The organism is Streptomyces sp. NBC_01803, assembly GCF_035917415.1.
GTDB lineage: Bacteria > Actinomycetota > Actinomycetes > Streptomycetales > Streptomycetaceae > Streptomyces.
Window position 1 is genome coordinate 1,185,416 of the sequence record NZ_CP109073.1, and the last position, 22,997, is coordinate 1,208,412.

Below are 22,997 nucleotides of genomic sequence, written 5' to 3' on the forward strand. Positions count from 1 at the left end.
AAGAGACAGGACACATGAACACACGCACTGCGGAGACCGAGCGGCTGCGCGCCGACTACCAGGCCGAACTGGCCCGCGGCACCGAGCGGTTCCTCCTGCCCAAGCGCACCACCTGCCCCTGGTGCGAGTCGGGAGCGCTGACGCGGCGGATGCGCACCCGTGACTGGGTGCAGGGCAAGCCGGGGGTGTTCACCCTGGACCGGTGCCGGGACTGCGGACACGTCTTCCAGAATCCCCGCCTGAATCAGGAGGGCCTCGATTTCTACTACCGCGATTTCTACGACGGCCTCGGCGCGGAAACGTGGGAGAAAATGTTCCGCGGTAGCGGCAGCGCCCGCCGCTACCGTGCGAGCGTGGACGCGCTGACCCCGCACATCGCGCCGCGCACCTGGCTGGACGTGGGCACCTCCTACGGCTATTTCTGTGCCACGGCGAAGGAGATGCTTCCGGAAACGGAATTCGACGGTCTCGACATGGGCGAGACGGTGGAGCTGGCGGCCAAGGCCGGGCGGATCTCGCGCGCCTACCGAGGTCTGCTGACCGAGATGGCCGACGAGCTGGCGGGCCGTTACGAAACGGTCAGTATGTTCCACTACCTGGAGCACACGCTGGACCCGCGCGCCGAACTGGCGGCGGCGCGGACCGCGTTGCGCCCCGGCGGCCATCTGCTGATCGAGATCCCGGACCCGCAGTCGCTGTCCGCCCGGCTGATGGGCCGGTGGTGGGTGCCGTGGTTCCAGCCGCAGCACCTCCAGTTCATCCCGCTGGCGAACATGCGCGAGGAGCTGAATCGCAACGGCTTCTCGGTGGTCGCCGAGGAGCGCGGCACCGCGCACGTTCCCGTGGACCTCCTCATCGGCTTCTGGTACATGCTCAACCGCGTGCTGCCCGCTGAGGACGCGCCGTGGCGGGAGGAGCCGCCCGGCCGGGTGGCCCGGGCGACGCGCTCGGCGGGGCTGGTGGCCGCGCTCCCGGCGTTCATCGGTCTCTACGGCGTGGAGATGCTCATGGCACCGGTGGCCCGCCGCTCCCGGCTGTCCAACGCCTACCGGCTGATCGCGCGCCGGAACAATTGACCCGGGTCGAGACCCGGTTCGCGGATTCATCCCCCGCGGCGCACGCCCACTCCTGGTATTGCGTCGACCTGACAAGAAACTCCCGCCCCACACGTTGACTGTGGATTTCCGGTGTGTTACCTGGCAGGCTCGAAATCTCAACTCGACAGGCCGGACGAAAGGTTGCTTCAGTGCTTGCTATGTTGTCCCGCCGTCGGCCGGGAAAACGGATCCTGGCTCCGGCCGCGGCCATTCTGCTCCTGTTCGCCGGCGCTGGTCCGGTAGCGGCGGGGGCACCCGGCGAGGCACCACCGCCCGTCGCTGAGGACGACTTCTACGTGCCGCCGAGTCCGCTCCCCGAGGGCGAGCCCGGCGACCTCATCCGCTCGCGCCCGGCCAAGGCCGGCGGGCCGACCGCCCAGTCGCTGGGCGACGCCTGGCAGGTGATGTACCTGTCCACCGACGCGCTCGGCGAGCCGGTCGCCGTGACCGGCATGGTCGTCGTGCCGAAGAACGCCGACCCGGCCGATGTGCCGATCGTCGCCCTGGCCCCCGGCACGCACGGGCCCGCGGCCCGCTGCGCCCCCTCCGGGATGATCAACGAGGGCGCGTTCTACGAGCAGGGCGCGCTCAACGACATGCTCCGCGCCGGATACGCGGTCGCCATCACCGACTACGAGGGTTACCACGCCGACCCGACCAGCACCTACATGGTCGGCCAGTCGATGGGCCCGGCGGTCATCAACTCGGTCCGCGCCGCCCAGCGCCTGCCCGAGTCGGGCCTGTCCGCCGACGCGCCGGTCTTCTTCCGCGGCTACTCGCAGGGCGGCGCCGCCGCCATGTGGGCCGGTCAGCTCCAGCCCGAGTACGCCCCCGAGCTGAACCTGACGGGCGTGGTCGGCGGCGGCGTGCCGGCCAACCTGATCGAGGTGGCCCTGCCGCTGGAGGGCCAGCGCGGCATGGGCGTGCTGCTGTACGCGCTGCTCGGCCTGGACCAGGCGTACCCGGAGCTCGACCTGGACGCCTCGCTCACCGACGAGGGTCGCGCCATGTACGCCGAGATGTCGGAGAACTCCTGCACCGTGGAGCTGCTGAACGACTACATCGGCAAGACGCTCCAGGACTACATGACGACCGTCCCGGTGCTGGACGACTCGTGGCAGGGCCGTCTGGGCGAGAACCGTCTCGGCGGGGCCCCGATCGAGGTGCCCGTCTTCCAGTACCACGTCGTGGACGACGACATCGTCGATTTCTCCCAGGGCCGGACCCTGCGCGACGAGTACTGCGACCAGGGTGTGGAACTGTCCTGGACCCAGTACGAGTCCGGGGGCCTGCACACCGACGGAATCGGGCTGGGCAACGACGAGGCCGCGGAGTTCATCGCCGAGCGGCTGGCCGGCACCCCCGCCACCACCACCTGCTGACCACCTTCCGGGCACCCACGCCGCCCTCGTCCCCGGCACCGCCGGGGACGGGGGCGGTCCGCTTGTCCGGGCGTGTTCTCAGGGCGTGTTCTCAGGGCGTGTTATCCGGGCGTGTTGTCAGGGGGGACCGGTCAGCAGCCCGCGCACCCCGGGACTGCGCAGCAGGAAGCGGACGGTGTCCTCCTCCTCCCCCATCGCCGTGGCCACGTCGGCCGGCTGGTAGCCCAGCAGGTGGTGCAGCGCGTAGGCGTCGTACTGGGCCGGGCTGAGGGCCGGGCAGGGCCGGTCGGCCTCGTCGCGGATCCGGTCGGTGAGCAGACACCAGGCGTGGGACGCGGGGTTGGGGGAGCTGAGGAAGCGCCGCCAGCACCGGAAGAGGTGGTCGAAGACGGCGCCGACGACCGCCTCGGCGGCCGGGGCGGGCAGGTGCAGGCGGGCGTAGCTCAGGTAGTGCCCGTGGTGCAGGGCGACGAACGCCTCGCGGTCGGGCGGCAGTCGGCGGGCGGTCAGGCCCTCGTGGGGCGTGGATGCGCGCATGGTGGTGACTTTCGGCTCCGGGGGAGGACTGCGGACGTGCCCTAGCCGAACGCGGCGGCCGGGTAGTGGCCGGTGCCGGCTTGGGCGGGCGTCGCCATGGGGGGGCGGGCGGCGTGCCACAGCGGGAGGAACGCCTCGGGCTGGCCGCCCAGGGCGTGCACGAAGCGGTCGACCGTGGGCCAGTCGGGGGTGCGGCGGCCGTTCAGCAGGCTGTTGATGTCGTCCGTGCTGAGCAGCCCGTGGCTGGCCGTGTGGATCAGCTCCGGCGCGGGCCGCTGCGCCGCGAGGTGGAGGCCGCGCAGCGCGGCGTGCAGGGTGTCGGGCCCGGCGGGGCGCGCGGCGAGGCCGCGGGCGGCCTTCCACAGCGGGAGGATGTCGGCCGGGTCGCCGCCGCACGCCTCGGCCAGGCACTGGGCCAGCCGCCACGAGGGGCGGCGTTTGCCGGCCAGCACGCGGGACACGTAGGAGGCGGAGACGCCGGCCTTCTTGCCGAGCTCCCGCAGGGTGCGCCCGCTGAGGCGCTGCAGCGTGGTCAGGGCGCGGGCCAGCGTGTCCGGCTCGGGCGCGGGCCCGGGGTCCTGACCGGTCGGGTCGGGCCGTCGCTGCCGGGGGACGAAGACGGGGCCGGTCGACCAGCCCGCGCCGGGCTGGCCGTCCGCGTCGTCCTGCCGGGCGCCGTCGGCGCGGGCGCTGGGGCTCATCCGGTGCTGCATGCGCCGCTCGGCGGCGTGCGCCGACCAGTCGGTGCGGAGCTTGACCGGGGTGACGCTCATCGCCCCGGCGATCTCGGCGGCCCGGACCTTGCGGGTGCGGGCCTGCTGGACGGCGGCGAACCGGACGTCGCTCAGGCCGCGTTCGACTTCCGCCGCCAGGCGCAGGACGCGCAGCGGCAGGTCGCCGGTGGCGTCGTCGGTGTGGGCGGCCTTCACCAGACGGTCGGTGAGGCGGGCCAGCTCCTCGGAGAGCTCGCGGACATACTGGGAGTACCGTTCGGCGTCCGGGGAGGACTTGGCGCGGGAGGCCCGGTAGGCCGCGTCGCGGCACCGTTTGTCGCAGTACTCCTTGGGCCGCCCCGAGCGGTTCTGCTCCACGGGTTTACGGCACTTCGAGTTCTTGCAGCGGGTCATACTGCCTCTGCTCGGCGGACATCGGGGGGAGCCCCGGATGTGGTGATGCCGTCTCGCCGGTTTCGTCGCGAGGCGGCACAGGACTGGCCCGGAATCCGGGCGAAACCCCGGGCGGGTATGGGGCGCGCGGCGCGCGGCGCGGCGCGGGCACGCTCCCGGGGTGTGCGCCGGGGCGGCGGGGAGCCGCCCCGGCCGACGATCAGGCTCAGTCGGGACGAGTCCGGCGATATCGGACGCGGGGCCCTCGGGCGACTTCCCTCATGAGGCCCGCGCCGACCACCGCGACGGCCATCGGCACGCGGACGCGGGGCACCGAAGGCCGGGCGAGCGGGGCGAGGAGCGGCGCCGAGCGGCTGTTGCCCGTCCTGGCACGGGCGGGAAGGGTTTGAAACGCCGGGAGGCGCGGGATGCTACCGTCACGCGAGGACGGTGACCCGTTGAGAAACGGATCACGCGGATCCGACGGCAAACGGTCAGGAGGCATAAGCCCCTCCTTGGGATCGTGAGCTGGTAACTGTCGGAGGAGCCCGGCGTCTTGGCTGCCATACCGGCCGGGTTCCTTCGTCTGCCGGGGACGCTACCCCGCCAACCCTGTGGCACGCCAGCATTACGAGATGTAATCGGGATGATGGGGCCACCCTCGCGACGAATCCCCTCAACGCCGCACATCGCGCTGTCATAAACGGTCATCACTTGGCCAACTCCGGTCAGCGGTCGACGGCGTGACGCCCACCGTCCGGGGTCTCAACGGTCCGGGAAGACGGCCCGGCGCAGCAGTCGGCGGCCCGCCCTCAGCACGGGCTCCGCCCTGGTCGGGCCCGCGTTGGCCAGCACGGCGGCGCCCGCCGCCGCGTCCGGGCCGAAGCCCGCGAACGCGGTGAAACCCCCGGTGCCCCCGGTGTGCCACAGCAGCGCTCGCGAGCCGACGACGCGGTGGGTCCAGGCCAGGCAGACGTCGTTGTCCCCGTCCTCGTACCGCTGGTGGGGCCGCCGCACGGCGTCGAGGGCGGCGGCCAGCGGGGTCCGCTCCGGCGCGAGGTGGGCCAGCAGATAGCGCAGCAGGTCGGCGCCCGTGGTGTAGAGGGCGCCGGCCCCGGCAAGGGCGTCGAGAGTCCAGTGCGGGACGGGACGGCCACGCCGGTGTCCGGTGGCGGGCTCCGCCGCCGCCAGGGCGGCGGTGCCGGGCACGCCGGTGTGGCGCATCCCCAGGGGCGTGAGCACCCGTTCGGTGACGAGCGTGACGTAGTCGGTGCCGGCGGCGTTGGCGAGCAGGGTGCCGAGCAGGCCCATGCCGAACGTCGAGTACCGCGCGGTGCGCCGCCGGGAGCGCAGCCGGGCGGTGGCGCGGTAGAGGTCCTCGGCCCGGTACCGCGCGTAGGGGTCGGCCAGCCAGTGCCGCAGGCCGCGCCGGTAGACATTGCGCGGCAGGTGGGGCAGGCCGCCGCTGTGGGTGGCCAGGTCCAGCAGGGTGATGGGCGGCCCACCGCCGCGGCGGGGCGCGGCGCCCGCGGGCAGGTAGCTCTCGATCGGATCGGCGTAGCGTACGTCGCCCCGGGCCGCCAGCTCGGCCAGCAGCAGCGCGGTGAACGTCTTGGTGACGGAACCCAGCGCGAACGGCGTGTCCGTGCCCACCGCGGGCGCCCCCACGCCCCTGGCCGACCGACCGGCCGCGAGCACCGCCCGGTCCGGGCCCCGGACCATCACGGCCACCGCGCCGGGGATGGCCGGATCGTCCAGCAGCTCGGCCATGACCGTCCACAGCTCGGCCCGGAGCTCCTCGCTCATGCGGGGCGCCCCCGCTCGCCGTGCGACGCCGGGTCGAGTGCGCGGGAAACCGTGAGGGTCCCGGCGACGACCGCCACGATCGTCGGATGGTGGTGGTTGGCGAACGCCAGCACCGGATCGTCCGGCGGGCGGGTGACGCCGTTGGGCACCATGCCGTCGACGCGCTGGGCGGCGGCGAACCGCTCCCAGGCCGCGGCGTGGAAATGGGGGCGGGCCAGGCACATGTCGACCATCAGGAACTCGCCGAGCAGGTCCCAGGTCCTGGTCTCGGTGAAGACGTCCACCCAGACCGGCAGCCACCGCACCAGATACTCCTGGAGCCCGGCCGGCAGCCCGGCGGGGTCGGCGCCCCAGTCGGTGAGGTGGAAGACGGTGTGGGTGACGCCGTACGCGTTGCTCGCGTCCAGCATCCACGGCTCGGGCATACCGCCCAGCCACGTCCGGCCGATCTGGTCCGCCACGTCGGGCGGGTCCGGCAGGCCCAGCCTGCGCCGGGCCGCGAGAACGCCCAGCCGGCGGTTCGGCACGTGCTCGGTGAACCGCGCGGCGCGCAGGCCGTCCAGAGGGAGCGCCAGCTCCTCCAGCCGGGGGTGACGGTAGCCCGCCGTGGCGAACTGCCCGTAGATCTCCCAGGGATAGGTCGCCGCCGGGGTGTAGCGCTGGAGCTCGTACAGCAGCTCGCCCTCGCGGAACTCCCGCCAGGCGAAGTCCAGCAGCTCCTGGGCGGACCGCGCGCTGTCCGGCCCGGCCACCGCCGCGCGCAGCAGCAGGCCCACGGCCAGCGCCAGCTCGCTCAGGGACTTCAGCGCCTCACCTCTGACCTCGTGGTCCGCCACGTCGCGCGGGAAGGCGAAGGAGGAGCGCATCCCGGACAGCCAGGCCATGGCCCGGTCGGTGACCTGCTGGGCCAGTCGGATCGTCGCGGCGTCCATCACCACGCCTCGCTTCCCGTCGTCAACAGCCGCCGTGCCACGGCGAGCTCGAACAGCACCCGGGGCCGGTCCACCGCGAGCGCGGCGACGTGGTCCAGGGCGGTGGCCGGCAACGGCTCGGGAGCGCGGTGGGCGTCGAGCGCCAGCCAGCGCGCCAGCCGCGCCGCGCTGAGGTGGTCGCGGCGCGGCATCGCCCGCACCAGGTCCGGCCGCGAAGCCGGGCCACTCCTCCGCCGCTCCCGCGTCCGGCCCCTCCTCCGGCTCGGGATCGGCGCGGGCGGGCGCCAGCCCTCCCCAGCCCTCCGCGGTCACGCCCAGCGCGGCCAGCACGCGGACCAAGGCGGCGTCGCGGGCCGCCCTGGCAGGGCGAGCGACGCCGGCAGCGCCAGGTCCGGCCGCGAAGCCGGGCCACTCCTCCGCCGCTCCCGCGTCCGGCCCCTCCTCCGGCTCGGGATCGGCGCGGGCGGGCGCCAGCCCTCCCCAGCCCTCCGCGGTCACGCCCAGCGCGGCCAGCACGCGGACCAGGACGGCGTCGCGGGCCGCCCACAGGGCGCCGTCCTCCGCCCCGGGCGGCGGTGCCGGGAAGGCCACCACGGCCGCCCGCAGGACGGCGGCGTCGTCTTCCGTGAGCGGGTGGCCGACGAGGAGGAACAGGGCCAGGGCATCCGCACCCAGGCCCCGCACCGCGCCCAATGCCCCCACCGGCTCAGCGGCGACCGCGGCACAGGCCCGTAGGGAGAAGCCCCCGCCGCTGTGCCGCAGCGCGCCGACGAGCTCGGAGGCCAGCGCCGAGACGGTCGGTTCGACCGGGCGCGGCGCCGCCTGACGCGCGACAGACATCCACTGGCTCCTTAGCAGGCAGCCGGGTAGGTCAGCTCCCGCACCATGCCGCCGAAGGCGTCCTCGATCGGCTCCTCCTTCTTCGGGTTCGACGACAGCAGCCCGGCGAGCGCCAGGGTGAACCGCGCGCCCCCCGATGCCTGGGCGCCACCGGCGCCGAGGTTCTGGGACGTCTCGCCCTCGGCGACCAGCGCCCGAACCGTCTCGGCGTCCCCTGTGGAGGGGACGACCGACAGAGCGTCATTCTTCACGACAAATACCTCATTTCTCGCCGAGCGTATTTGATTTCCCTTTTCCCACCTTAAGCAGCAGCAATCCAGGTAGATGCCCTTTTTATGCTATTGGCGCTCAACAGACTGAATTCGCACGCATACGATTCCAAGTGACCATTCAGCCGCAAGGTGCTATTTCCCTATCCTTTGATCGCGTCGGGGGTCGGCCCGGACAGCACCGCACGGCGGTGACCATGGCGAACGACCACCAGCGGCCCCCCGGGCGCCGCCCCTCGGGGGACGACGGCCACCCGTTCCAGGTCGGGTCCGCCGCCGACCACGCCACAGCCGATGACCGAGGCGGTGGCGAGCGCGGCACCCGCGCCCGCTCCGGCCACGGCCGGTCGTCGGGCGGCCCCTCACAGGGCGTGGCGCCTCACAGAGCGTGGCGCCTCACACAACGCGGCGCCTCACAGGGCGTGGCCGCTCCAGCGGGGCGCGATCTTGGCCCATTCGCGTTCCCACCGCGCCGCGCGGCCCGCGTCCAGGCGGCCGCGGGCGCCGCCGCGCACGCCAAGGGCGAGCAGGCAGACGCCGCCCGCCGCGCCTGCCCCGAGCAGGACGCCACTGGTCCGGGCCACCGCCGGGGACGGGGGCGCGCCGCGCAGCGCGCCACCCTCATCGAGCCAGACGGTCATCCGCGTGCCCGGCTCAGCACCGGGGGCCAGCCGCGTCATGCCGGTTCCGACCGTCCCGTCCGGCTCCGTCCACCGGACGGTGCCCAGCGGCCCGACGCCGCTCGGCGTCACCGCCTCGTAGGCGGCGGCCACCACGGCCGTGGCACGCCGCGCCTCCCGGGCGTCGTCCAGCATGGCCTCGGTGCCTCCGGTGAGCGCCGCCGCGCCCGCCACCGGGGCGCCGACCGCCATCACCACGCCGGTCAGCAGGCCGATCCACGCCTCCGCGACGTCGCACCGGCGCCGAAGGGGATTGCGCCGCCAGCGCCACAGCCGCACCCTGTGCTCCATCTCCGGGCCCCTCTCAGTGACATCGGGAAAGCGAGTACCCGATGGGGCCGCCGTACATGTCAACGAAGCCGATTCCAGACGGTGTCGGGCCGCGGCGGCGGCGCGGTGAACCGGACGCCGGGCGACGTCGCGGACCGCGTTGGCCAGGGCCGGCACCACCGGGACGACGGGCTCTCACCCCATGGGCCTGGCGCCGGACACGCCGCGCGGGTCGGCCGTCCCGACCATGCGGATCCCGGTGCCCGGACCACGCCCCGCGGCCCCCGGCCCGGGAGCGAGTCGGGAAGAAACCGCCGGGCGGCCGGGTTCCCCCCTCACCGAGTGGAGACGGCACGCGACGAGACGAGGTCGATCGGCATCATGGTGCGGGCTCTGTGGAACGGCGCGGTGGTCGCGGAATCACCGCGCACGGTCATGGTCGAGGGCAATCACTACTTCCCGCCGGAGGCGGTGAACCGGGACTACGTGGCGGACAGCGACTCCACGTCCGTCTGTTCGTGGAAGGGCACCGCCCACTATCTGACCCTCCAGGTGGACGGCGAGACCAACCCCGACGCGGCCTGGTACTACCCCGAGCCGCTGCCCGAGGCGCGGCGGATCACCGGCCACATCGCGTTCTGGCGCGGCGTCGTGGTCGAGGGCGAGCCCGAGGACGTCTGACGGGCGGTGCCCGCCGGGCCGCGTTACGGTGACCCGGATGGCGAACACATCCATCGGGGACTACGGACTCCTGTCCGACCGCCACAGCGCCGCCCTGGTCAGCAGGGAGGGCGCCGTGGACTGGCTGTGTTTCCCGCGCTTCGACAGCCCGGCGGTCTTCGCGGCGCTGCTGGACGAGGGAGCGGGCCACTGGTCGATCCGGCCGACGGCCCCGGCCCGGATCTCCCGCCGGTATCTGGACGGCACGCTGGTGCTGCGCACCGAGTTCCGCACGGACACCGGCACCCTGGTCCTCACCGACGCGCTGGCGACCGGCCCGGACGAGGACCCGCACCGGCTCGGCTCGGCCGCCCCGCACCTGCTGGTGCGCCGGGCGGCCTGCGCTGAGGGCACCGTCGAGATGGCGGTGGACTTCCGGCCGCGCCCGGAGTACGGGCTGGTCCGGCCGCTGCTCCTGCCGGTCGACGGCGGGCTCATGGCGCGCGGCGGGGCCACCGTTCTCGCCCTGACCTCGCCGGTGCCGCTGACGCCCGGCGACGAGGCGGCGACCGGCACGGCCGTGCTGCGGGCCGGGCAGGGACTGGACTTCGCGCTGCACTGGGGGTCGCTGTCGGGGCCGTTCCCGGACGTCCACCCGGCGGCGGAGGTCGCGGACCAGCTGGCGGCCACGATCCGCACCTGGCGGGCCTGGTCCGACGCGCACCGCACCTACGACGGGCCCTTCAGCGAGCTGGTGCACCACTCGGGCCGGGTCCTCCAAGCGCTGTCCTACCAGCCGACCGGCGCGATCGTCGCCGCCGTCACCACCTCGCTGCCCGAGGAGCCGGGCGGCGAGCGGAACTGGGACTACCGCTACGCCTGGGTACGGGACTCGTCGTTCACCATGGACGCGCTGTGGGTGGCCGCCTGCCCGGACGAGGCGGACGAGTTCTTCGCGTTCCTCACCTCAGCCGCCGCGGCGGTCTCCGGAGCCCGTTCCCGGCTCCAGATCATGTACGGCATCGGCGGTGAACACGACTTGGCCGAGCGGGACATGCCGCACCTGGCGGGCTGGCGCGACAGCCGCCCGGTGCGGATCGGGAACGACGCCTGGAACCAGATCCAGCACGACGTCTACGGCGAGATCCTGAGCACCGCGTCCCGCTTCGAGAACTGGCTCGACGCGGGCGGCACGGCGCTGCGCCGGTTCCTGCCGGACCTGGCCGACGCGGCCATCGACGTCTGGCACCGGCCGGACCACGGCATCTGGGAGATCAGGGGCGAGCCGCGGCACTTCGTGTACTCGAAGCTGATGTGCTGGGTCGCCCTGGACCGGGCGGTGTCCCTGGCCGGCCGGCTCGACGTGGCGGCCGATCGGGTGGAGCGCTGGCTGCGCGTCGCGGCGGAGATCCAGGCCGCGATCCTGACGGAGGGCTGGAGCGACGAGGCGGGGGCGTTCACCCAGTCCTTCGGCGGCACCGAGCTGGACGCCTGCGCGCTGACGCTGCCGATCACCGGCTTCCTGCCGGCCGACGACCCGCGCGTGCTGTCCACGCTCGACGCGATCACGGCGGGGCTGACCGACAGCCGGGGCATGGTCCACCGCTACCGCACGGCGACCGGGGTGGACGGCCTGGCGGGCGGCGAGGGCAGCTTCCTGCTGTGCACGTTCTGGCTGGCCCAGGCCCAGGCGATGGCGGGCCGCGTGGACGCGGCCCGCGCCACGTTCGCCCGCGCGGCGGACCACGCCAACGACCTCGGCCTGCTGGCGGAGCAGACCGACCCCGCCTCGGGCCGCCCGATGGGCAACTTCCCCCAGGCGTTCAGCCACGTCGGCCTGGTCAACGCGGCCTGGTCGATCGCCCGCGCGGAGGCGACCCGCCGTTAGGTCGTGTCTTTCGGGGCTTCGCGGGGCCACGACGCTCCGCCGGACTTCGTCCGGGGGGTCATCCCCAGGCCGCGGTGCCGCGTCGCGCGCGGCTCGGCACGGGAACGCCCGGACGCCGCGCGGGAGCGGGGCCCGGTGTCAGTGGTGCCGGGTGGAGGGGCGGCCGTTCTCGCGGCGGCGCAGGGCGTAGGCCCGCAGACGGCTGTAGCCGCGCACGGACGCGCGCAGGGAGCGGAGCTCGTACGCGCGATCGGCGCGGATCCGTCCGGCGAGGTTGGCGTCGATCAGGATGGTGTCCGGGCGCGCGATGGAGGTGAGCCGGGCGGCTATGTTCACCGTCTCGCCGAACACGTCGCCGAGCCGGTGCAGCACGCGGCCCAGGGCGAGGCCGGTGCGCAGCTCGGGGATGCTGTCGTCCAGCCGCGCGCGCTCGCCGAGGTCGAAGGCGATCGCGACCGCGTCGTCGGGCGTGTCGGCGACGAAGAGGACTTCATCGCCGATCATCTTCACGATCCGGCCGTGGTGTCCGGAGATGGTGTCGGCCGCCAGCGCCTCGAACCGCTCCAGCAGGTCGATGAGGGTGTGCTCGTCGGTCTGCCGCGTCAGCCGCGTGTAGCCGACCATGTCGACGAAGCCGATGATCTGGGTGCGCTCCTCCGCCTCCACCCCGGCCTCGAGGGTCACCGCGCGCCCCGCGAAGGCGACGAGGTGGCGGCGCCACACGTAGTTCTGGAGGCGTTCCATGGTCGGCATGGTGGCCTCGACGACGCGCGCGATGTCGAACTCGTCGACGTTCATGCCCTCCTGCTTGACCAGCCAGTCCCACACCACCTGGACCTGCCACTCGGCCAGCCGGGACAGGAAGTGTCCCAGGGCGCGGGTCATGGCCGCGTCCAGCTCCTGGTCGATCAGACCGGAGCCGACGAAGGCATAGCCCATCCTGGCGGCCTCCACGTCGGCGTCCGTGAAGATGATGTCGTCGTCGTCCGCGGCGGCGAAGCCCAGCGCGCGCCACAGCCGGTGGACGCGCTCCAGCGGAACGTCGGCCAGGTCCGCGACCTGCTTTCTGGTGTACTTGCGCTCGCCGCCGAGCAGGGCCTCCTCGATCCCGGGCTCGCCGGGTCCGTCTCGTTCGATCGGCTCCTGCTCCATGGGCGACGCTCCTGTCACGTGGTGTGCACGATCAATACGTCGACGTCCGCCTTGCGGGCCACCTCGGCCGGCACCGAGCCGAGGATGCGCCCCGTGAGGGTGTTCAGGCCCCGGTTGCCCACGACGATCAGGCCCGCGCCACGCTTCCGGGCGGCCTTCAGCAGATTGGGCACCGGATCGCCCTCGACGGCGATGGCCTCGACGTCGATCACGCCGGCGACGGCCGCCTTCTCCCGGGCTGTGCGCAGGGTTTCCTCGGCGGGGGCGGAGCCCATCACGTGGTATGCCTCGTCGCGGAGCACGTCCTGGGCGGCCATGGACTCCGAGCGGCCCAGCGGCCGGTAGGCGCACAGGACGACCAACTTGGCCCCGCACACGGCGGCGACGAGGGCTGCGCGCTCCACCGCCGCGAACGATGACTTGGAGCCGTCGGTCCCGACGACGACGGTGTCATAAGCGGTCATGGCAGCTCACCCTAATCGCCCCCCGGCGACCGGACGGGGTCCCGGGGCGGATGTTGTGGCGCGCTGACAAAGGCCGGTGCGCGGGTGCGCCGGAACAGAGCATTCTCAGCGGGCCGGGTCCAGCCCCAGCAGGTGATCGATGTCCAGCAGGTGGAAGATCCTGGCGACGACGGGCGCCCCGGTGCCGGTCACACGGAACGGGGTGCCCTCGGCCCGGGCCCGCTGCCGCGCCCACAGCAGCACGTTCACCCCGGCGCAGTCGCAGAACGAGACCCCGGAGAGGTCCACCTCCACCGACCGCGGCCCGGTGTCCAGCGCGGCGGCCAGCGCGAGGCGCAGGCGGGGCAGCGTGGCGAAGTCGATCTCGCCCACGGCGCCGACGGTGACCCGGCCCTCTATCGAGAAGACGGTGGTGTGGAACGCGTCGACGGCTGTCATCGGCACCTCACCTTCGCCCTGGGGATCGGCCGGCCGGTCCGACAGTAGCGGCTGGGAGCCGGGAAGCGCAGGGCGGCGGCGTGAAAGGGCCGCGCGCGGTCCGGCGCGTACGCCGCCCGGGAGCAACGGCCGGTCCGGCGGTTACGATCGAGGCGTTTGCGCTCGCACCGCCCACTGCCGAGGGACCCCGTTCATGCCGCCAACGCCGACACCGACGCCGTCCGAGGGACAGCCGATCCGGGTGGTGCTGGTCGAGGACCACGACATGGTGGCGGAGGCGATCGGCCAGGCGCTGGACCGGGCGGCGGGCATGACGGTGGTGGCGCGGTCCCGTTCGATCGCCGCGGCGCTCGCGGACACCCGCCACTGCCGGCCGGACGTGGTGGTGCTGGACCGCCGACTGCCGGACGGGGACGGGATAGCGGCGATCGGCCGGCTGATGGAGGCCGCCGCGTCGGCCCGGGTGCTGGTGCTGACGGGCGAGGCGACGGCGTCGGTGGCGACGCGGGTGGTGGAGGCCGGGGGCGCGGGGCTGGTGCTGAAGTCCGGGCGGCTGGAAGAACTGGAGGCGGCCGTGCGGCAGGTGGCGGCCGGTGAGGTGGTGTTCGCGCCGGGGCTGCTCAGCGGCATCCTGGACCGGCTGACCGGGCGGGTGCCCACCGCCGGGGCGACGCTGACCGGCCGGGAGCGGGAGACCCTGCTGCTGCTGGCCGAGGGGCTGAGCACCGCGCAGGTCGGGGAGCGGCTCGGCGTGGCGCACAACACGGCGCGCAACCATGTGCAGCGGGTGCTGGAGAAGATCGGCGCTCGCTCGAAGCTGGAAGCGGTGGCGATCGCGCGCCGCGACGGGCTGCTCGACTGACGCGGCGGCTCGCGGGCGGGGGTGGGGGCGCGGGCGGGGGGTTACGGGCGGCGCCGCGTAGTGCGAACGCACCAGACACGGCCTCGCATCCGCACCATCCCGGGTAGGCCCCGTGCGTCTCGCCAGCGGCCCGCCGATGCCGCAGAGTGCCCTCGTGGAACTCCCGTCTCCGGCCTACGACGTCGCGCTCGATCTGCCCGAGGACGGCGGCAGCGCGGCACACGCCCGGGAGTTCGCCCGCCGGACACTGATCCGGCACGAGTACCGGGGACGCCACGAGGATGTCGTTCTCGTCGTCTCCGAGCTGGTCTCCAACGCCCTGCGGCACGGCCACGGGGCCCCGGTGCTGCGCATGGTCGGCACGCCGGGCCGGGTCCGGGTCGAGGTGAGCGACGACAGCCCCGCGCGCCCGGTGCCCAGGGCGCCGGGTCCGGCCGGTGGCGGGCTCGGCCTGCGGATGATCGACCGGCTCGCGGCCGACTGGGGCAGCTCCCCGCTGGCCAGGGGGAAGGTCGTCTGGTGCGAGCTGACCTCAGCGGACCAGGAGGGGAGCGTCGGCGGCCGGCCCGTGCCGGGGACCGGCTCGGTCGTGTAAAGCTCTACGGTATGCGCGGTGCCCCCCAACGCCAGCAGCCGGACGAGCACACCCAGCGGGCCGGAGCGGATTCCTCCCCGCCCGCCCCTCACCTACTGGTGCAGAGCGTTGTGGACTACGCGATCTTCATGCTCGACACCGACGGCCACATCGTGAGCTGGAACCTGGGCGCCGAACGCATCAAGGGCTACACCGCCGATGAGATCATCGGACAGCACTTCTCCGTCTTCTATCCGCCCGAGGACAAAGCCGCCGACAAACCCCGCCGCGAACTCGTGACCGCCACCGCCGAAGGCCGCTTCGAGGACGAAGGCTGGCGCATCCGCCAGGACGGCACCCGCTTCTGGGCCAACGTCATCATCACCGCCCTCTTCGACGAAACCGGCCGACTCCGCGGCTTCGGCAAAGTCACCCGCGACCTGACCGAACGCCGCACGGCCGAGGAGGCACTGCGGGAGAGCGAGGAGCGTTTCCGGCTGCTGGTGCAGAGCGTTGTGGACTACGCGATCTTCATGCTCGACACCGACGGCCACATCGTGAGCTGGAACCTGGGCGCCGAACGCATCAAGGGCTACACCGCCGACGAGATCATCGGACAGCACTTCTCCGTCTTCTATCCGCCCGAGGACAAAGCCGCCGACAAACCCCGCCGCGAACTCGTGACCGCCACCGCCGAAGGCCGCTTCGAGGACGAAGGCTGGCGCATCCGCCAGGACGGCACCCGCTTCTGGGCCAACGTCATCATCACCGCCCTCTTCGACGAAACCGGCCGACTCCGCGGCTTCGGCAAAGTCACCCGCGACCTGACCGAACGCCGCACGGCCGAACGGGTCCTGACCGAGCGGCGGCGGCTGCTGGCGCATCTGGTGGAGGCGCAGGAACTGGAGCGGCGCCGGATCGCGTGGGACGTCCACGACGACTCGATCCAGTCCATGGTGGCCGTCGGCATGCGACTGCAGCTCCTGGCCAATCGGGTGCCGCCGGAGCTCTTGGGGCAGGTGCGCCGACTCGACGAGTCGGTGAGCGGCGCGGTCGGCCGGCTGCGGGACCTCAGTTTCCGGCTGCGACCGCCGGGAATCGACCGGCACGGGCTGGCTGAGGCGCTGGGGGCCTATCTGGGCGAGGTGGTGACCGGGTGGGGCCTGCGTCACGCGTTCGAGCACACCCTGGAGTGGGAAGTGCCGACCGAGACAGCCATCACCATCTTCCGCATCTGCCAGGAGGCACTCATCAACGTGCACAAGCACGCCCGCGCGAGCATGGTCAAGGTGTCGCTCGCGCCGGCCGGCCACGGGGTGCTGACGCGCGTCACCGACGACGGCGTCGGTCTCGCCTCGCCGCTGGATCCGCCGACCGGGCGCGAGCACTTCGGCGTGATCGAGATGCGCGAGCGGGCCGAGACCGCCGACGGCTGGTGGACCATGCACGGTGAGCCCGGCGGCGGCACCACCGTCGAGTTCTGGCTGCCCATCCCGCCGCCCGGTGACCCGGCCGGGTCCACCGCACCATCCTCTGACGGTCAGTCATGAATACAGCGAAACAGGAGACTTCGGAGCGGCTGCGCGTCCTGGTCTGTGACGACGACGGGATGATCCGCGAGGCACTGAGCGAAGTGCTGTGCGAGGAGCCGGACTTCGACGTGGTCGGGGTCGCGGCGGATACCGACGAGGCCATCGCGCTCGCGGCGCTGCACCGGCCGGCGGTCGCCGTCGTGGACGTCAGGATGCCGGGCGGCGGCGGGGCGAGGGTGGCCCGCGAGATCATGCGGCGCTCCCCCGGCACCCGCATCCTGACGTTCTCGGCCTACGCCGATCTCGGCGCGATCGACGAGATGCGGGACCTCGGGGTGACGGAATACCTGCTGAAGGGCGTCCCCAACACGGAGATCGTGGCCGCCGTTCGCCGACTCGGCCGCTCCGGCGTCGCACGCTGACCCGACGGGCCGACGCAGTGTCACGTGCGTCGCTCGTATCGCTCATGACACAGATACGTCATCGGCATGCGTGCGTAACACTCCTGACGGAGCCTCTTGGAGCACAGCCGGCCACTTCCACACCTCCCCCCACATGGCCGGAACGTACGGAAATACGCGGCTCCGGCGTCCGCGCTGTGGAGTCGCGGGCAAGGAGCGACAGATGGTGGCGGAAGCTTCCCGCCGCGACTTCCTGAGATCGGTGGGAGTCGCGGGTGGCGCCGGAGTGCTGTACTCCACGATGGGCGCGTTGGGGCTGGCACCAGTTCCCGAGGCCCACGCGGAGGCGTACAGCCCACCGCGACGCGGCGACTTCACTCTCTCCGGACGCACCAGCAAGAAGGTGGTCATACTCGGGGCCGGCATCGCCGGCCTCGCCACGGCCTATGAGCTCCGCAAGGCCGGGTACGACTGCCGCGTTCTCGAAGCGAAGGACCGCCCCGGCGGCCGTAACTGGACGGTCCGCGGTGGCACCGGGGAAACCGACCTCGACGGCCGGACCCAGCGGGCGTCCTTCTCCGACGGCCAGTACATGAACGCGGGCCCGGCCCGCCTGCCGCAGTCCCACGTGACGATGGAGTACTGCCGCGAACTCGGCGTACCCCTTGAGGTGTTCACCAACCAGAACGCCAACGCCTACATCCACCACGAGAACAGCGCCGCGCTCGCCGGACAGCCGGTGCGCTGGCGCACCGCCAAGGCCGACGTCTACGGCTATGTCTCCGAGCTGCTCGCCAAGGCGACCGACCAGGGCGCCCTCGACCAGACCCTCACCGGCCAGGACAAGGAGCGCCTGCTGGCGTTCCTCCAGAGCTTCGGTGCCATCAAGGGGCGCGCGGACAACTGGGCCTACACCGGCACCGACCGCCGCGGCTACTCCGTGGAACCCGGCGCCGCCTTCGAGGCGGGCACCCCGCTCGGCCCGCCACCCTCCCTCTCCGACGTCATCGCGAGCGGAGTGGGACAGCGCTTCTCCTTCGAACTCGGCTACGACCAGGCCATGCTGATGTTCCAGCCGGTCGGCGGCATGGACGCCATCCCGCGCGCCCTCGCCCAGGAGATCGGCGACCAGCGCATCACCTACGGCGCCCAGGCCACCTCCGTGCGGAACCTGGACGACGGCGCCGAGGTCACCTGGCGTGACGCGCACGGCCGGACCAGGACCGAGCTCGCCGACTTCGTGGTGGCGGCGATCCCGCCCCAGGTCATGGCGCGCGTCGAGCACAACCTCGGCACGGATGTCACCGCCGCGCTCCGCTACGCCGTGCCGACCCCGGTGGGCAAGATCGGTCTGGAGTACCGCAGTCGCTGGTGGGAGAAGGACGAGCACATCTACGGCGGCATCACGCCGACCGACACCGATCTGTCGACCATCTGGTATCCCTCCTACGGCTACCAGGGCCGCCGCGGCACCCTCATCGGCTACTACAACTTCGGGGCGAACGCGGTCGCCTACAGCGGCCTGTCCCACGCCGAGCGCGAGGCCCGCGCGGTCAGTCGCGGCGTGCGGATCCACGGCGACAAGTACCGCACGGAGCTGGACCATTCCTTCAGCGTGGCGTGGCACCGCACCCCGTTCATCGAGGGCGGCTGGGTGGGCTGGCCCTCCCAGAGCGGCCCCGAGTACCGGCTGCTCAACGAGCCGGCCGGGCACGTCTACTTCGCCGGTGACTGGCTCAGCCACGTCATCGCCTGGCAGCACGGGGCGTTCACCTCCGCCCGCCGGGTCGTCACGAACATCCACGAGAGGGTGATGGCCGCGTGAAGCGACGGACCAGGATCATCACGGCGCTCGGCGCCAGCGGCGTGCTGCTGGTCGGCGCCACCGCCGTCGCCGACGCGCGGGACTGGCTGCCGCGCCCGCACGAGGTGCGCGTCATGCTGCCGCAGGGGCAGAGCAACCCGGCCATCGCCAACGGCGTGGCCACCGGATCCGAGGTCGCGTTCTATCAGAGCAGCGGCCTCGGCCCCACCGCCCTCAACCCCTCGGCCCCGGTCAACTCGCCCGAGCGGTGGACCGATCCGGCGCTCACCGAGGGCGCGCAGGGCGTCACCGTGACCGAGGCCCAGGCGTTGGTGGTGCTGCGCAACATCGTCAGCAACCTCCAGGCGGCCGGGTTGAAGCCGGAGGACGTCGTCACCATGAAGTGCTATCTGATGGCGCCGCCGGGCGCGGCGACGGCCGACTACGCGGGCTGGAACCGCGCGTACCGGCAGTATTTCGCGAACGTCGACCTGGTGACGGAGGAGGTCGTGCCCGTCCCGATGGGTACCTCGGCGCCCGAGCCGCCGCTCGTGGAGAACGCGGCCCGCCCGGCGCGGGCGACCATGGAGGTCGTCTCGCTGGCCGTGCCCGGCTGGCTCGTCGAGGTGGAAGTGACCGCCACCTACGACAACCCCCGCTGACCCACCGTTGTGATGATGTGGGTGCGGGGCCGGCGACCCCGGCTCCGCACCCGCGTCCCCCCGGCGTCCGCCCCGGTACGCCCCGCATCCGCCCCCCCGGGGGCCGCGCGGTCGCCCGTCCGGGTGATCCGGCGCCCTCACGCGACCGCCACAACCGCTCACCTCGTCCGGGGGACCTTCTCATCGGCCACTTCTCGGGCCACCGACCTCCCCGGCGGGACGGCGGGTTGATCCGACGCGCCCGGTCGACGAGGTCCTAGGCTGCCGACTCGCCACCCCCACATCGCGCACCTTCTTCTTCTGGGAGACCCGTTCCGTTGGACACCTCAGAAACCCCAGCCGCCCCTCCCCACGACCTCTCGCGGCGCGGCTTCCTGCGCGCCGCCACGGTGACGGCCGGCGCCGCCGTGACCGTGCCCGCGCTCAGCCCGGCGGCGGCCACCGCCGCCGAGGGCGGCGCGGCCGGCTCGTCCGTCACCCTCTCCTTCACCGCCGCCACCAACGGCGCCGCCACCCTGTCCCCGGCGGGGGACCGGCTGATCGCCGAGGTGCAGAACGTCCTGTGGTCCGTGCCGCGCGACGGTGGCGCGGCCACGCCCCTCACCGACGCCGAACTGGAGCCCAACCGCCCGCAGTTCTCGCCGGACGGCGGATTGCTGACGTTCTGCGCCTACCGGGGCGGCGGGTTTCACGTCTGGACGATGCGGCCGGACGGCTCGGGGCTGCGGCAGCTCACGGACGGGCCGTTCGACGACCGGGCGCCGAGCTGGTCGCCGGACGGCACGCGGATCGCGTTCTGCTCCGAGCGCGGCGGCGACACCGTGACCGGCAGCCCCTACCGGATCTGGATCCACGACACCCGTTCCGGCGAGAACACCCGCGTCACCGGATTGCCCGGCCAGGCCGGTCCGCTCCAGGACGGCGCCTGGGAGGATTTCGACCCGGCCTGGTCGCCGGACGGACGCCGGATCTTCTTCGTCCGCGCCGCCCTCACCGGCATCCCGCCCGCGCTCCAGGCCAGGACCGTCGTCTCCGTCCCGGCCGACGGCTCGGGTCCGGTGGAGACCGCGCACACCGAGGCCGCCGGGTTCCAGGTGATGGCCCCGGCCCTCTCCCCCACCGGGCGGCTCGCCCATCTGCGGACCACGGCGGCGCCCGCCACCTCCTGCGTCCTGGTGGTGGACGGCACCCCGCTGGAGGTGGGCGGCGACGTGGAGCCGGTGCCGGTGCGCTGGATCTCCGCCGATGCTCTGCTGGCCACCGTGGACGGCGAGTTCCGCGTCGTGCGCCCGGCGGCGCCGGGCGAGCGGGACGCCATCCCGTTCACCGCCGCCCTGCCCGTGCGGCGGCACCGGTACCGGGCCAAGACCTATGACTTCGCGGCCGGCGGGCGGCACACCGTGCGCGCCCCGCATCTGCCCGCGCTCTCGCCCGACGGCCGCGAGGTGGCGTTCGCCGCGCTCAACTCCCTCTGGATCGCGCCGGTCTCCGGTGGAACCCGGCCGCGCAAGGTGCTGGACGCCGATCCGACCCGCTATGTGCTGGGCCCGACCTGGACGGCCGACGGCCGGGCGCTGGTCTACGCGGACGACCGCGACGGGCTGTTCGCCGTCCGCCGCCGCGACCTCGCCACCGGGGAGGAGACCGAACTCGCCTCGGGCGGGCGGGTGTTCCCGGCGCTCTCGCCGGACGGTTCGCGGCTGGCGTGCCTCGACATGTCCGGCAACCTCGTGGTGCGCGACCTCGCCTCCGGCACCGAACGCGCCCTGGCCGCGCCGCTCGGCGGTGGCGGGCTGCCCGGCCGCCCGAGTTGGTCACCGGACGGCCGCCGCGTCGCGCTGTGCGACCGGAACCGCCTCAACCAGCGCTTCCGCGAGGGCTACAACCTCATCCGCGTCGTGGACACGGACACCGGCGCCGCCACGCTGCACGCCATCGGCGCCCACACCTCCCTGTCCGACCGCTACGACTCCGGCCCGGTCTGGTCGCCGGACGGCCGCTGGATGGCCGTGGTCGCGGAGTCCGCGCTGTGGCTGCTGCCCGTCCGCGCGGACGGCGGTCCGGACGGCGAGCCGCGCCGGCTGACGGACGAGCCCGCCGACCACCCCTCCTGGTCCGGCGACGCGCGCACCCTGCTGTACCTGTCGGCGGGCCGGCTGCGGACCATCGGCGTGGACGGCGGCCCGCCCAGGACCGTCCGGCTCTCCCTCACCTACCGCCGGCCGGCCCCGGCCGACGTGGTGGTCCGGGCGGGCCGCTTCTGGGACGGCACGGACGAGACGGTCCGCGAGGACGTGGACGTCGTGGTGCGGGAGGGGCGGGTCACCGCCGTCGAGCCGCACCGCGCGGGCCGCACCGCCGGCCGGCTCGTGGACGCGTCCGCCCGCACGGTCATCCCCGGTCTGTGGGACTCCCACATCCACCCCTGGCAGAGCACCTACGGCGGACGGCAGACCGCGCTCCAACTCGCGTACGGCATCACGACGTCGGTCTCGCTCGGCGGCTTCGCCTACGAACAGGCCCGGCTGCGCGAGGCGATCGCCTCGGGCGCCCTGGCCGGGCCGCGCCTGCTGGCCACCGGGGAACTGCTGGACGGCGCCCGCGTCGCGTACAGCATGGGCCGGGCACACCGGACCAGGGACGGTCTGCGCCGCTCGCTGGAGCGGGCGGAGGCTCTCGACTGGGACTTCGTGAAGACGTATGTCCGCGCACCGGGCTGGGTGATGGCGGAGGCCGCCGCGTTCGCCCACGACCGGCTCGGGGTGCGGACCGGAAGCCACCTGTGCTCGCCGGGTGTTCAGCTCGGGCAGGACCTGACGACGCATCTCCAGGCGACGCAACGCCTTGAGTTCGGGCACGCGACCTCCGTGACCGGGCGCGCGTACCAGGACGTGGCGGAGATCTACACGGCCACCGACTTCCGGCTGATCGCCACCCCGTTCACGGCGCTGGCGCTGCTGGGCGCCGATCCGGCGCTGGCCCAGGACCCCCGGGTCACCACCCTGATGCCGCCCTGGGACATCACGCTGGTGCGCGGGCAGGCGGCGGTGCCGCCCACCGCCGCCCAACTGGCCGCGCTGGACACGGAGACGGCCGTCTACCGCCGCCTGCTGGCGGGCGGCGGCCTGGTCGCGCTGGGCACCGACCAGCCGCTGGTCCCGGTGGGTCTCCATCTCCATCTGGGGCTGCGGGCGTTGCACCGCGCGGGCCTGTCGCCGTTCGAGACGCTGCGGACGGCGACCGCGCTGCCCGCGCGGGTCTTCGGCGCGGACGGCGACCTGGGTACGTTGACGGAGGGGAAGCTGGCCGACATGACGGTGGTGGACGGCGACCCGTTCACCGACTTCGACTCCCTGGTGCACACCGAGTCCGTGCTGCGCGGCGGCGTGCCGTTCGAACAGACCGATCTGGTCGGCGCGTTCGCGGACGTCAGGGTGGCGCGGGACGCGGCCGACTGGGCCGCCTGGGCGGAAGTGGGCCATCTGATGCGCCGCGAGAGCTGCTGCGACCCGGGCCACTGACGGCTTCGCCGGCGGGCGCGCCCGCCGGCGAGGGCGCGCGGTTCGGTCCCCCCGGCTCGGATCCCCGGCTCCGGCGAACCTGCCGGAAAGCCGGGGATCTTGGCGGCGATCGTGCCGCTG

The 22,997-nt window shown here is 73.4% G+C and carries 20 protein-coding genes; 11 read left to right on the forward strand and 9 right to left on the reverse strand.

The window, feature by feature from the left end; translation table 11 throughout:
* Positions 1-14: 14 nt before the first annotated feature.
* Together OIE51_RS04800 and OIE51_RS04805 are read left to right on the forward strand one after the other, a co-directional pair.
* Positions 15-1,076, forward strand: coding sequence for a methyltransferase domain-containing protein (locus OIE51_RS04800; RefSeq protein WP_326595762.1), 1,062 nt, complete (start codon positions 15-17; stop codon positions 1,074-1,076).
* Between the two features lie 317 nt (positions 1,077-1,393).
* Positions 1,394-2,479, forward strand: coding sequence for a lipase family protein (locus OIE51_RS04805; protein WP_326595763.1), 1,086 nt, complete (start codon positions 1,394-1,396; stop codon positions 2,477-2,479).
* 117 nt (positions 2,480-2,596) lie between these two features.
* On the opposite strand, the gene OIE51_RS04810 is transcribed toward OIE51_RS04805, so the two are convergent.
* The 6 genes from OIE51_RS04810 to OIE51_RS04835 form a co-directional block, all read right to left on the reverse strand.
* On the reverse strand, positions 2,597-3,016 hold the full coding sequence (locus tag OIE51_RS04810) for a hypothetical protein (protein ID WP_326595764.1): 420 nt from the start codon (positions 3,014-3,016) through the stop codon (positions 2,597-2,599).
* 41 nt (positions 3,017-3,057) lie between these two features.
* Positions 3,058-4,107: a helix-turn-helix domain-containing protein gene (locus OIE51_RS04815; RefSeq protein WP_326595765.1), complete on the reverse strand. Its 1,050-nt coding sequence runs from the start codon at positions 4,105-4,107 to the stop codon at positions 3,058-3,060.
* A gap of 780 nt (positions 4,108-4,887) precedes the next feature.
* Positions 4,888-5,928 (reverse strand): serine hydrolase domain-containing protein, encoded by a 1,041-nt coding sequence (locus tag OIE51_RS04820; protein ID WP_326595766.1) that lies wholly within the window; start codon positions 5,926-5,928, stop codon positions 4,888-4,890.
* The gene (locus tag OIE51_RS04825) at positions 5,925-7,700 is read right to left on the reverse strand and encodes a DUF6895 family protein (protein ID WP_326595767.1); all 1,776 of its coding nucleotides are present in this window, start codon (positions 7,698-7,700) and stop codon (positions 5,925-5,927) included. The genes OIE51_RS04820 and OIE51_RS04825 overlap by 4 nt, the downstream gene beginning before the upstream one ends.
* A gap of 11 nt (positions 7,701-7,711) precedes the next feature.
* Entirely contained in the window at positions 7,712-7,951 is a 240-nt protein-coding gene (locus tag OIE51_RS04830) for a hypothetical protein (RefSeq protein ID WP_326595768.1), read from the reverse strand.
* 431 nt (positions 7,952-8,382) lie between these two features.
* The gene (locus OIE51_RS04835) at positions 8,383-8,940 is read right to left on the reverse strand and encodes an Rv1733c family protein (RefSeq protein WP_326595770.1); all 558 of its coding nucleotides are present in this window, start codon (positions 8,938-8,940) and stop codon (positions 8,383-8,385) included.
* A 321-nt stretch (positions 8,941-9,261) separates the two neighbouring features.
* Here OIE51_RS04835 and OIE51_RS04840 point away from each other — a divergent pair, with 321 nt between their 5' ends.
* Both OIE51_RS04840 and OIE51_RS04845 read left to right on the forward strand, forming a co-directional pair.
* The gene (locus tag OIE51_RS04840) at positions 9,262-9,600 is read left to right on the forward strand and encodes a DUF427 domain-containing protein (protein ID WP_326595771.1); all 339 of its coding nucleotides are present in this window, start codon (positions 9,262-9,264) and stop codon (positions 9,598-9,600) included.
* Positions 9,601-9,637: 37 nt separating this feature from the next.
* Complete coding sequence (locus OIE51_RS04845) at positions 9,638-11,467, forward strand: glycoside hydrolase family 15 protein (protein ID WP_326595772.1); 1,830 nt, start codon at positions 9,638-9,640, stop codon at positions 11,465-11,467.
* 138 nt (positions 11,468-11,605) lie between these two features.
* On the opposite strand, the gene OIE51_RS04850 is transcribed toward OIE51_RS04845, so the two are convergent.
* The 3 genes from OIE51_RS04850 to OIE51_RS04860 form a co-directional block, all read right to left on the reverse strand.
* A complete protein-coding gene (locus tag OIE51_RS04850; RefSeq protein WP_326595773.1) occupies positions 11,606-12,619 on the reverse strand; it encodes an adenylate/guanylate cyclase domain-containing protein in 1,014 nt (337 codons plus the stop codon).
* Positions 12,620-12,633: 14 nt separating this feature from the next.
* Positions 12,634-13,083: a universal stress protein gene (locus OIE51_RS04855; RefSeq protein ID WP_326595774.1), complete on the reverse strand. Its 450-nt coding sequence runs from the start codon at positions 13,081-13,083 to the stop codon at positions 12,634-12,636.
* A gap of 105 nt (positions 13,084-13,188) precedes the next feature.
* Positions 13,189-13,521 carry an STAS domain-containing protein gene (locus OIE51_RS04860; protein ID WP_326595775.1) on the reverse strand — a complete coding sequence of 111 codons (333 nt, stop codon included), beginning with the start codon at positions 13,519-13,521 and terminating at the stop codon, positions 13,189-13,191.
* Positions 13,522-13,714: 193 nt separating this feature from the next.
* Between OIE51_RS04860 and OIE51_RS04865 the strand changes: the two genes are divergently transcribed.
* The 7 genes from OIE51_RS04865 (at position 13,715) to OIE51_RS04895 (ending at position 22,877) form a co-directional block, all read left to right on the forward strand.
* Positions 13,715-14,383, forward strand: coding sequence for a response regulator transcription factor (locus tag OIE51_RS04865; RefSeq protein WP_326595776.1), 669 nt, complete (start codon positions 13,715-13,717; stop codon positions 14,381-14,383).
* A 154-nt stretch (positions 14,384-14,537) separates the two neighbouring features.
* On the forward strand, positions 14,538-14,978 hold the full coding sequence (locus tag OIE51_RS04870; protein WP_326595777.1) for an ATP-binding protein: 441 nt from the start codon (positions 14,538-14,540) through the stop codon (positions 14,976-14,978).
* Positions 14,979-14,989: 11 nt separating this feature from the next.
* Positions 14,990-16,507 carry a PAS domain-containing sensor histidine kinase gene (locus tag OIE51_RS04875; protein WP_326595778.1) on the forward strand — a complete coding sequence of 506 codons (1,518 nt, stop codon included), beginning with the start codon at positions 14,990-14,992 and terminating at the stop codon, positions 16,505-16,507.
* Positions 16,504-16,911, forward strand: coding sequence for a response regulator (locus OIE51_RS04880; RefSeq protein ID WP_326595779.1), 408 nt, complete (start codon positions 16,504-16,506; stop codon positions 16,909-16,911). Before OIE51_RS04875 ends, OIE51_RS04880 begins: the two co-directional genes overlap by 4 nt.
* Positions 16,912-17,113: 202 nt before the next feature.
* Positions 17,114-18,715: a flavin monoamine oxidase family protein gene (locus OIE51_RS04885; RefSeq protein WP_326595780.1), complete on the forward strand. Its 1,602-nt coding sequence runs from the start codon at positions 17,114-17,116 to the stop codon at positions 18,713-18,715.
* Positions 18,712-19,356, forward strand: coding sequence for a Rid family hydrolase (locus OIE51_RS04890; RefSeq protein WP_326595781.1), 645 nt, complete (start codon positions 18,712-18,714; stop codon positions 19,354-19,356). Before OIE51_RS04885 ends, OIE51_RS04890 begins: the two co-directional genes overlap by 4 nt.
* Before the next feature lie 317 nt (positions 19,357-19,673).
* The gene (locus tag OIE51_RS04895) at positions 19,674-22,877 is read left to right on the forward strand and encodes an amidohydrolase family protein (protein WP_326595782.1); all 3,204 of its coding nucleotides are present in this window, start codon (positions 19,674-19,676) and stop codon (positions 22,875-22,877) included.
* The last annotated feature ends 120 nt before the right edge of the window (positions 22,878-22,997 follow it).

Excerpts from the sequence above, each read along its gene's own strand:
- OIE51_RS04800 (WP_326595762.1), top strand. The coding sequence starts at position 15 with ATGAACACACGCACTGCGGAGACCGAGCGGCTGCGCGCCGACTACCAG.
- OIE51_RS04810 (WP_326595764.1), bottom strand. The coding sequence starts at position 3,016 with ATGCGCGCATCCACGCCCCACGAGGGCCTGACCGCCCGCCGACTGCCG.
- OIE51_RS04820 (WP_326595766.1), bottom strand. The coding sequence starts at position 5,928 with ATGAGCGAGGAGCTCCGGGCCGAGCTGTGGACGGTCATGGCCGAGCTG.
- OIE51_RS04825 (WP_326595767.1), bottom strand. The coding sequence starts at position 7,700 with ATGTCTGTCGCGCGTCAGGCGGCGCCGCGCCCGGTCGAACCGACCGTC.
- OIE51_RS04835 (WP_326595770.1), bottom strand. The coding sequence starts at position 8,940 with ATGGAGCACAGGGTGCGGCTGTGGCGCTGGCGGCGCAATCCCCTTCGG.
- OIE51_RS04845 (WP_326595772.1), top strand. The coding sequence starts at position 9,638 with ATGGCGAACACATCCATCGGGGACTACGGACTCCTGTCCGACCGCCAC.
- OIE51_RS04850 (WP_326595773.1), bottom strand. The coding sequence starts at position 12,619 with ATGGAGCAGGAGCCGATCGAACGAGACGGACCCGGCGAGCCCGGGATC.
- OIE51_RS04855 (WP_326595774.1), bottom strand. The coding sequence starts at position 13,083 with ATGACCGCTTATGACACCGTCGTCGTCGGGACCGACGGCTCCAAGTCA.
- OIE51_RS04860 (WP_326595775.1), bottom strand. The coding sequence starts at position 13,521 with ATGACAGCCGTCGACGCGTTCCACACCACCGTCTTCTCGATAGAGGGC.
- OIE51_RS04865 (WP_326595776.1), top strand. The coding sequence starts at position 13,715 with ATGCCGCCAACGCCGACACCGACGCCGTCCGAGGGACAGCCGATCCGG.
- OIE51_RS04875 (WP_326595778.1), top strand. The coding sequence starts at position 14,990 with ATGCGCGGTGCCCCCCAACGCCAGCAGCCGGACGAGCACACCCAGCGG.
- OIE51_RS04880 (WP_326595779.1), top strand. The coding sequence starts at position 16,504 with ATGAATACAGCGAAACAGGAGACTTCGGAGCGGCTGCGCGTCCTGGTC.
- OIE51_RS04885 (WP_326595780.1), top strand. The coding sequence starts at position 17,114 with ATGGTGGCGGAAGCTTCCCGCCGCGACTTCCTGAGATCGGTGGGAGTC.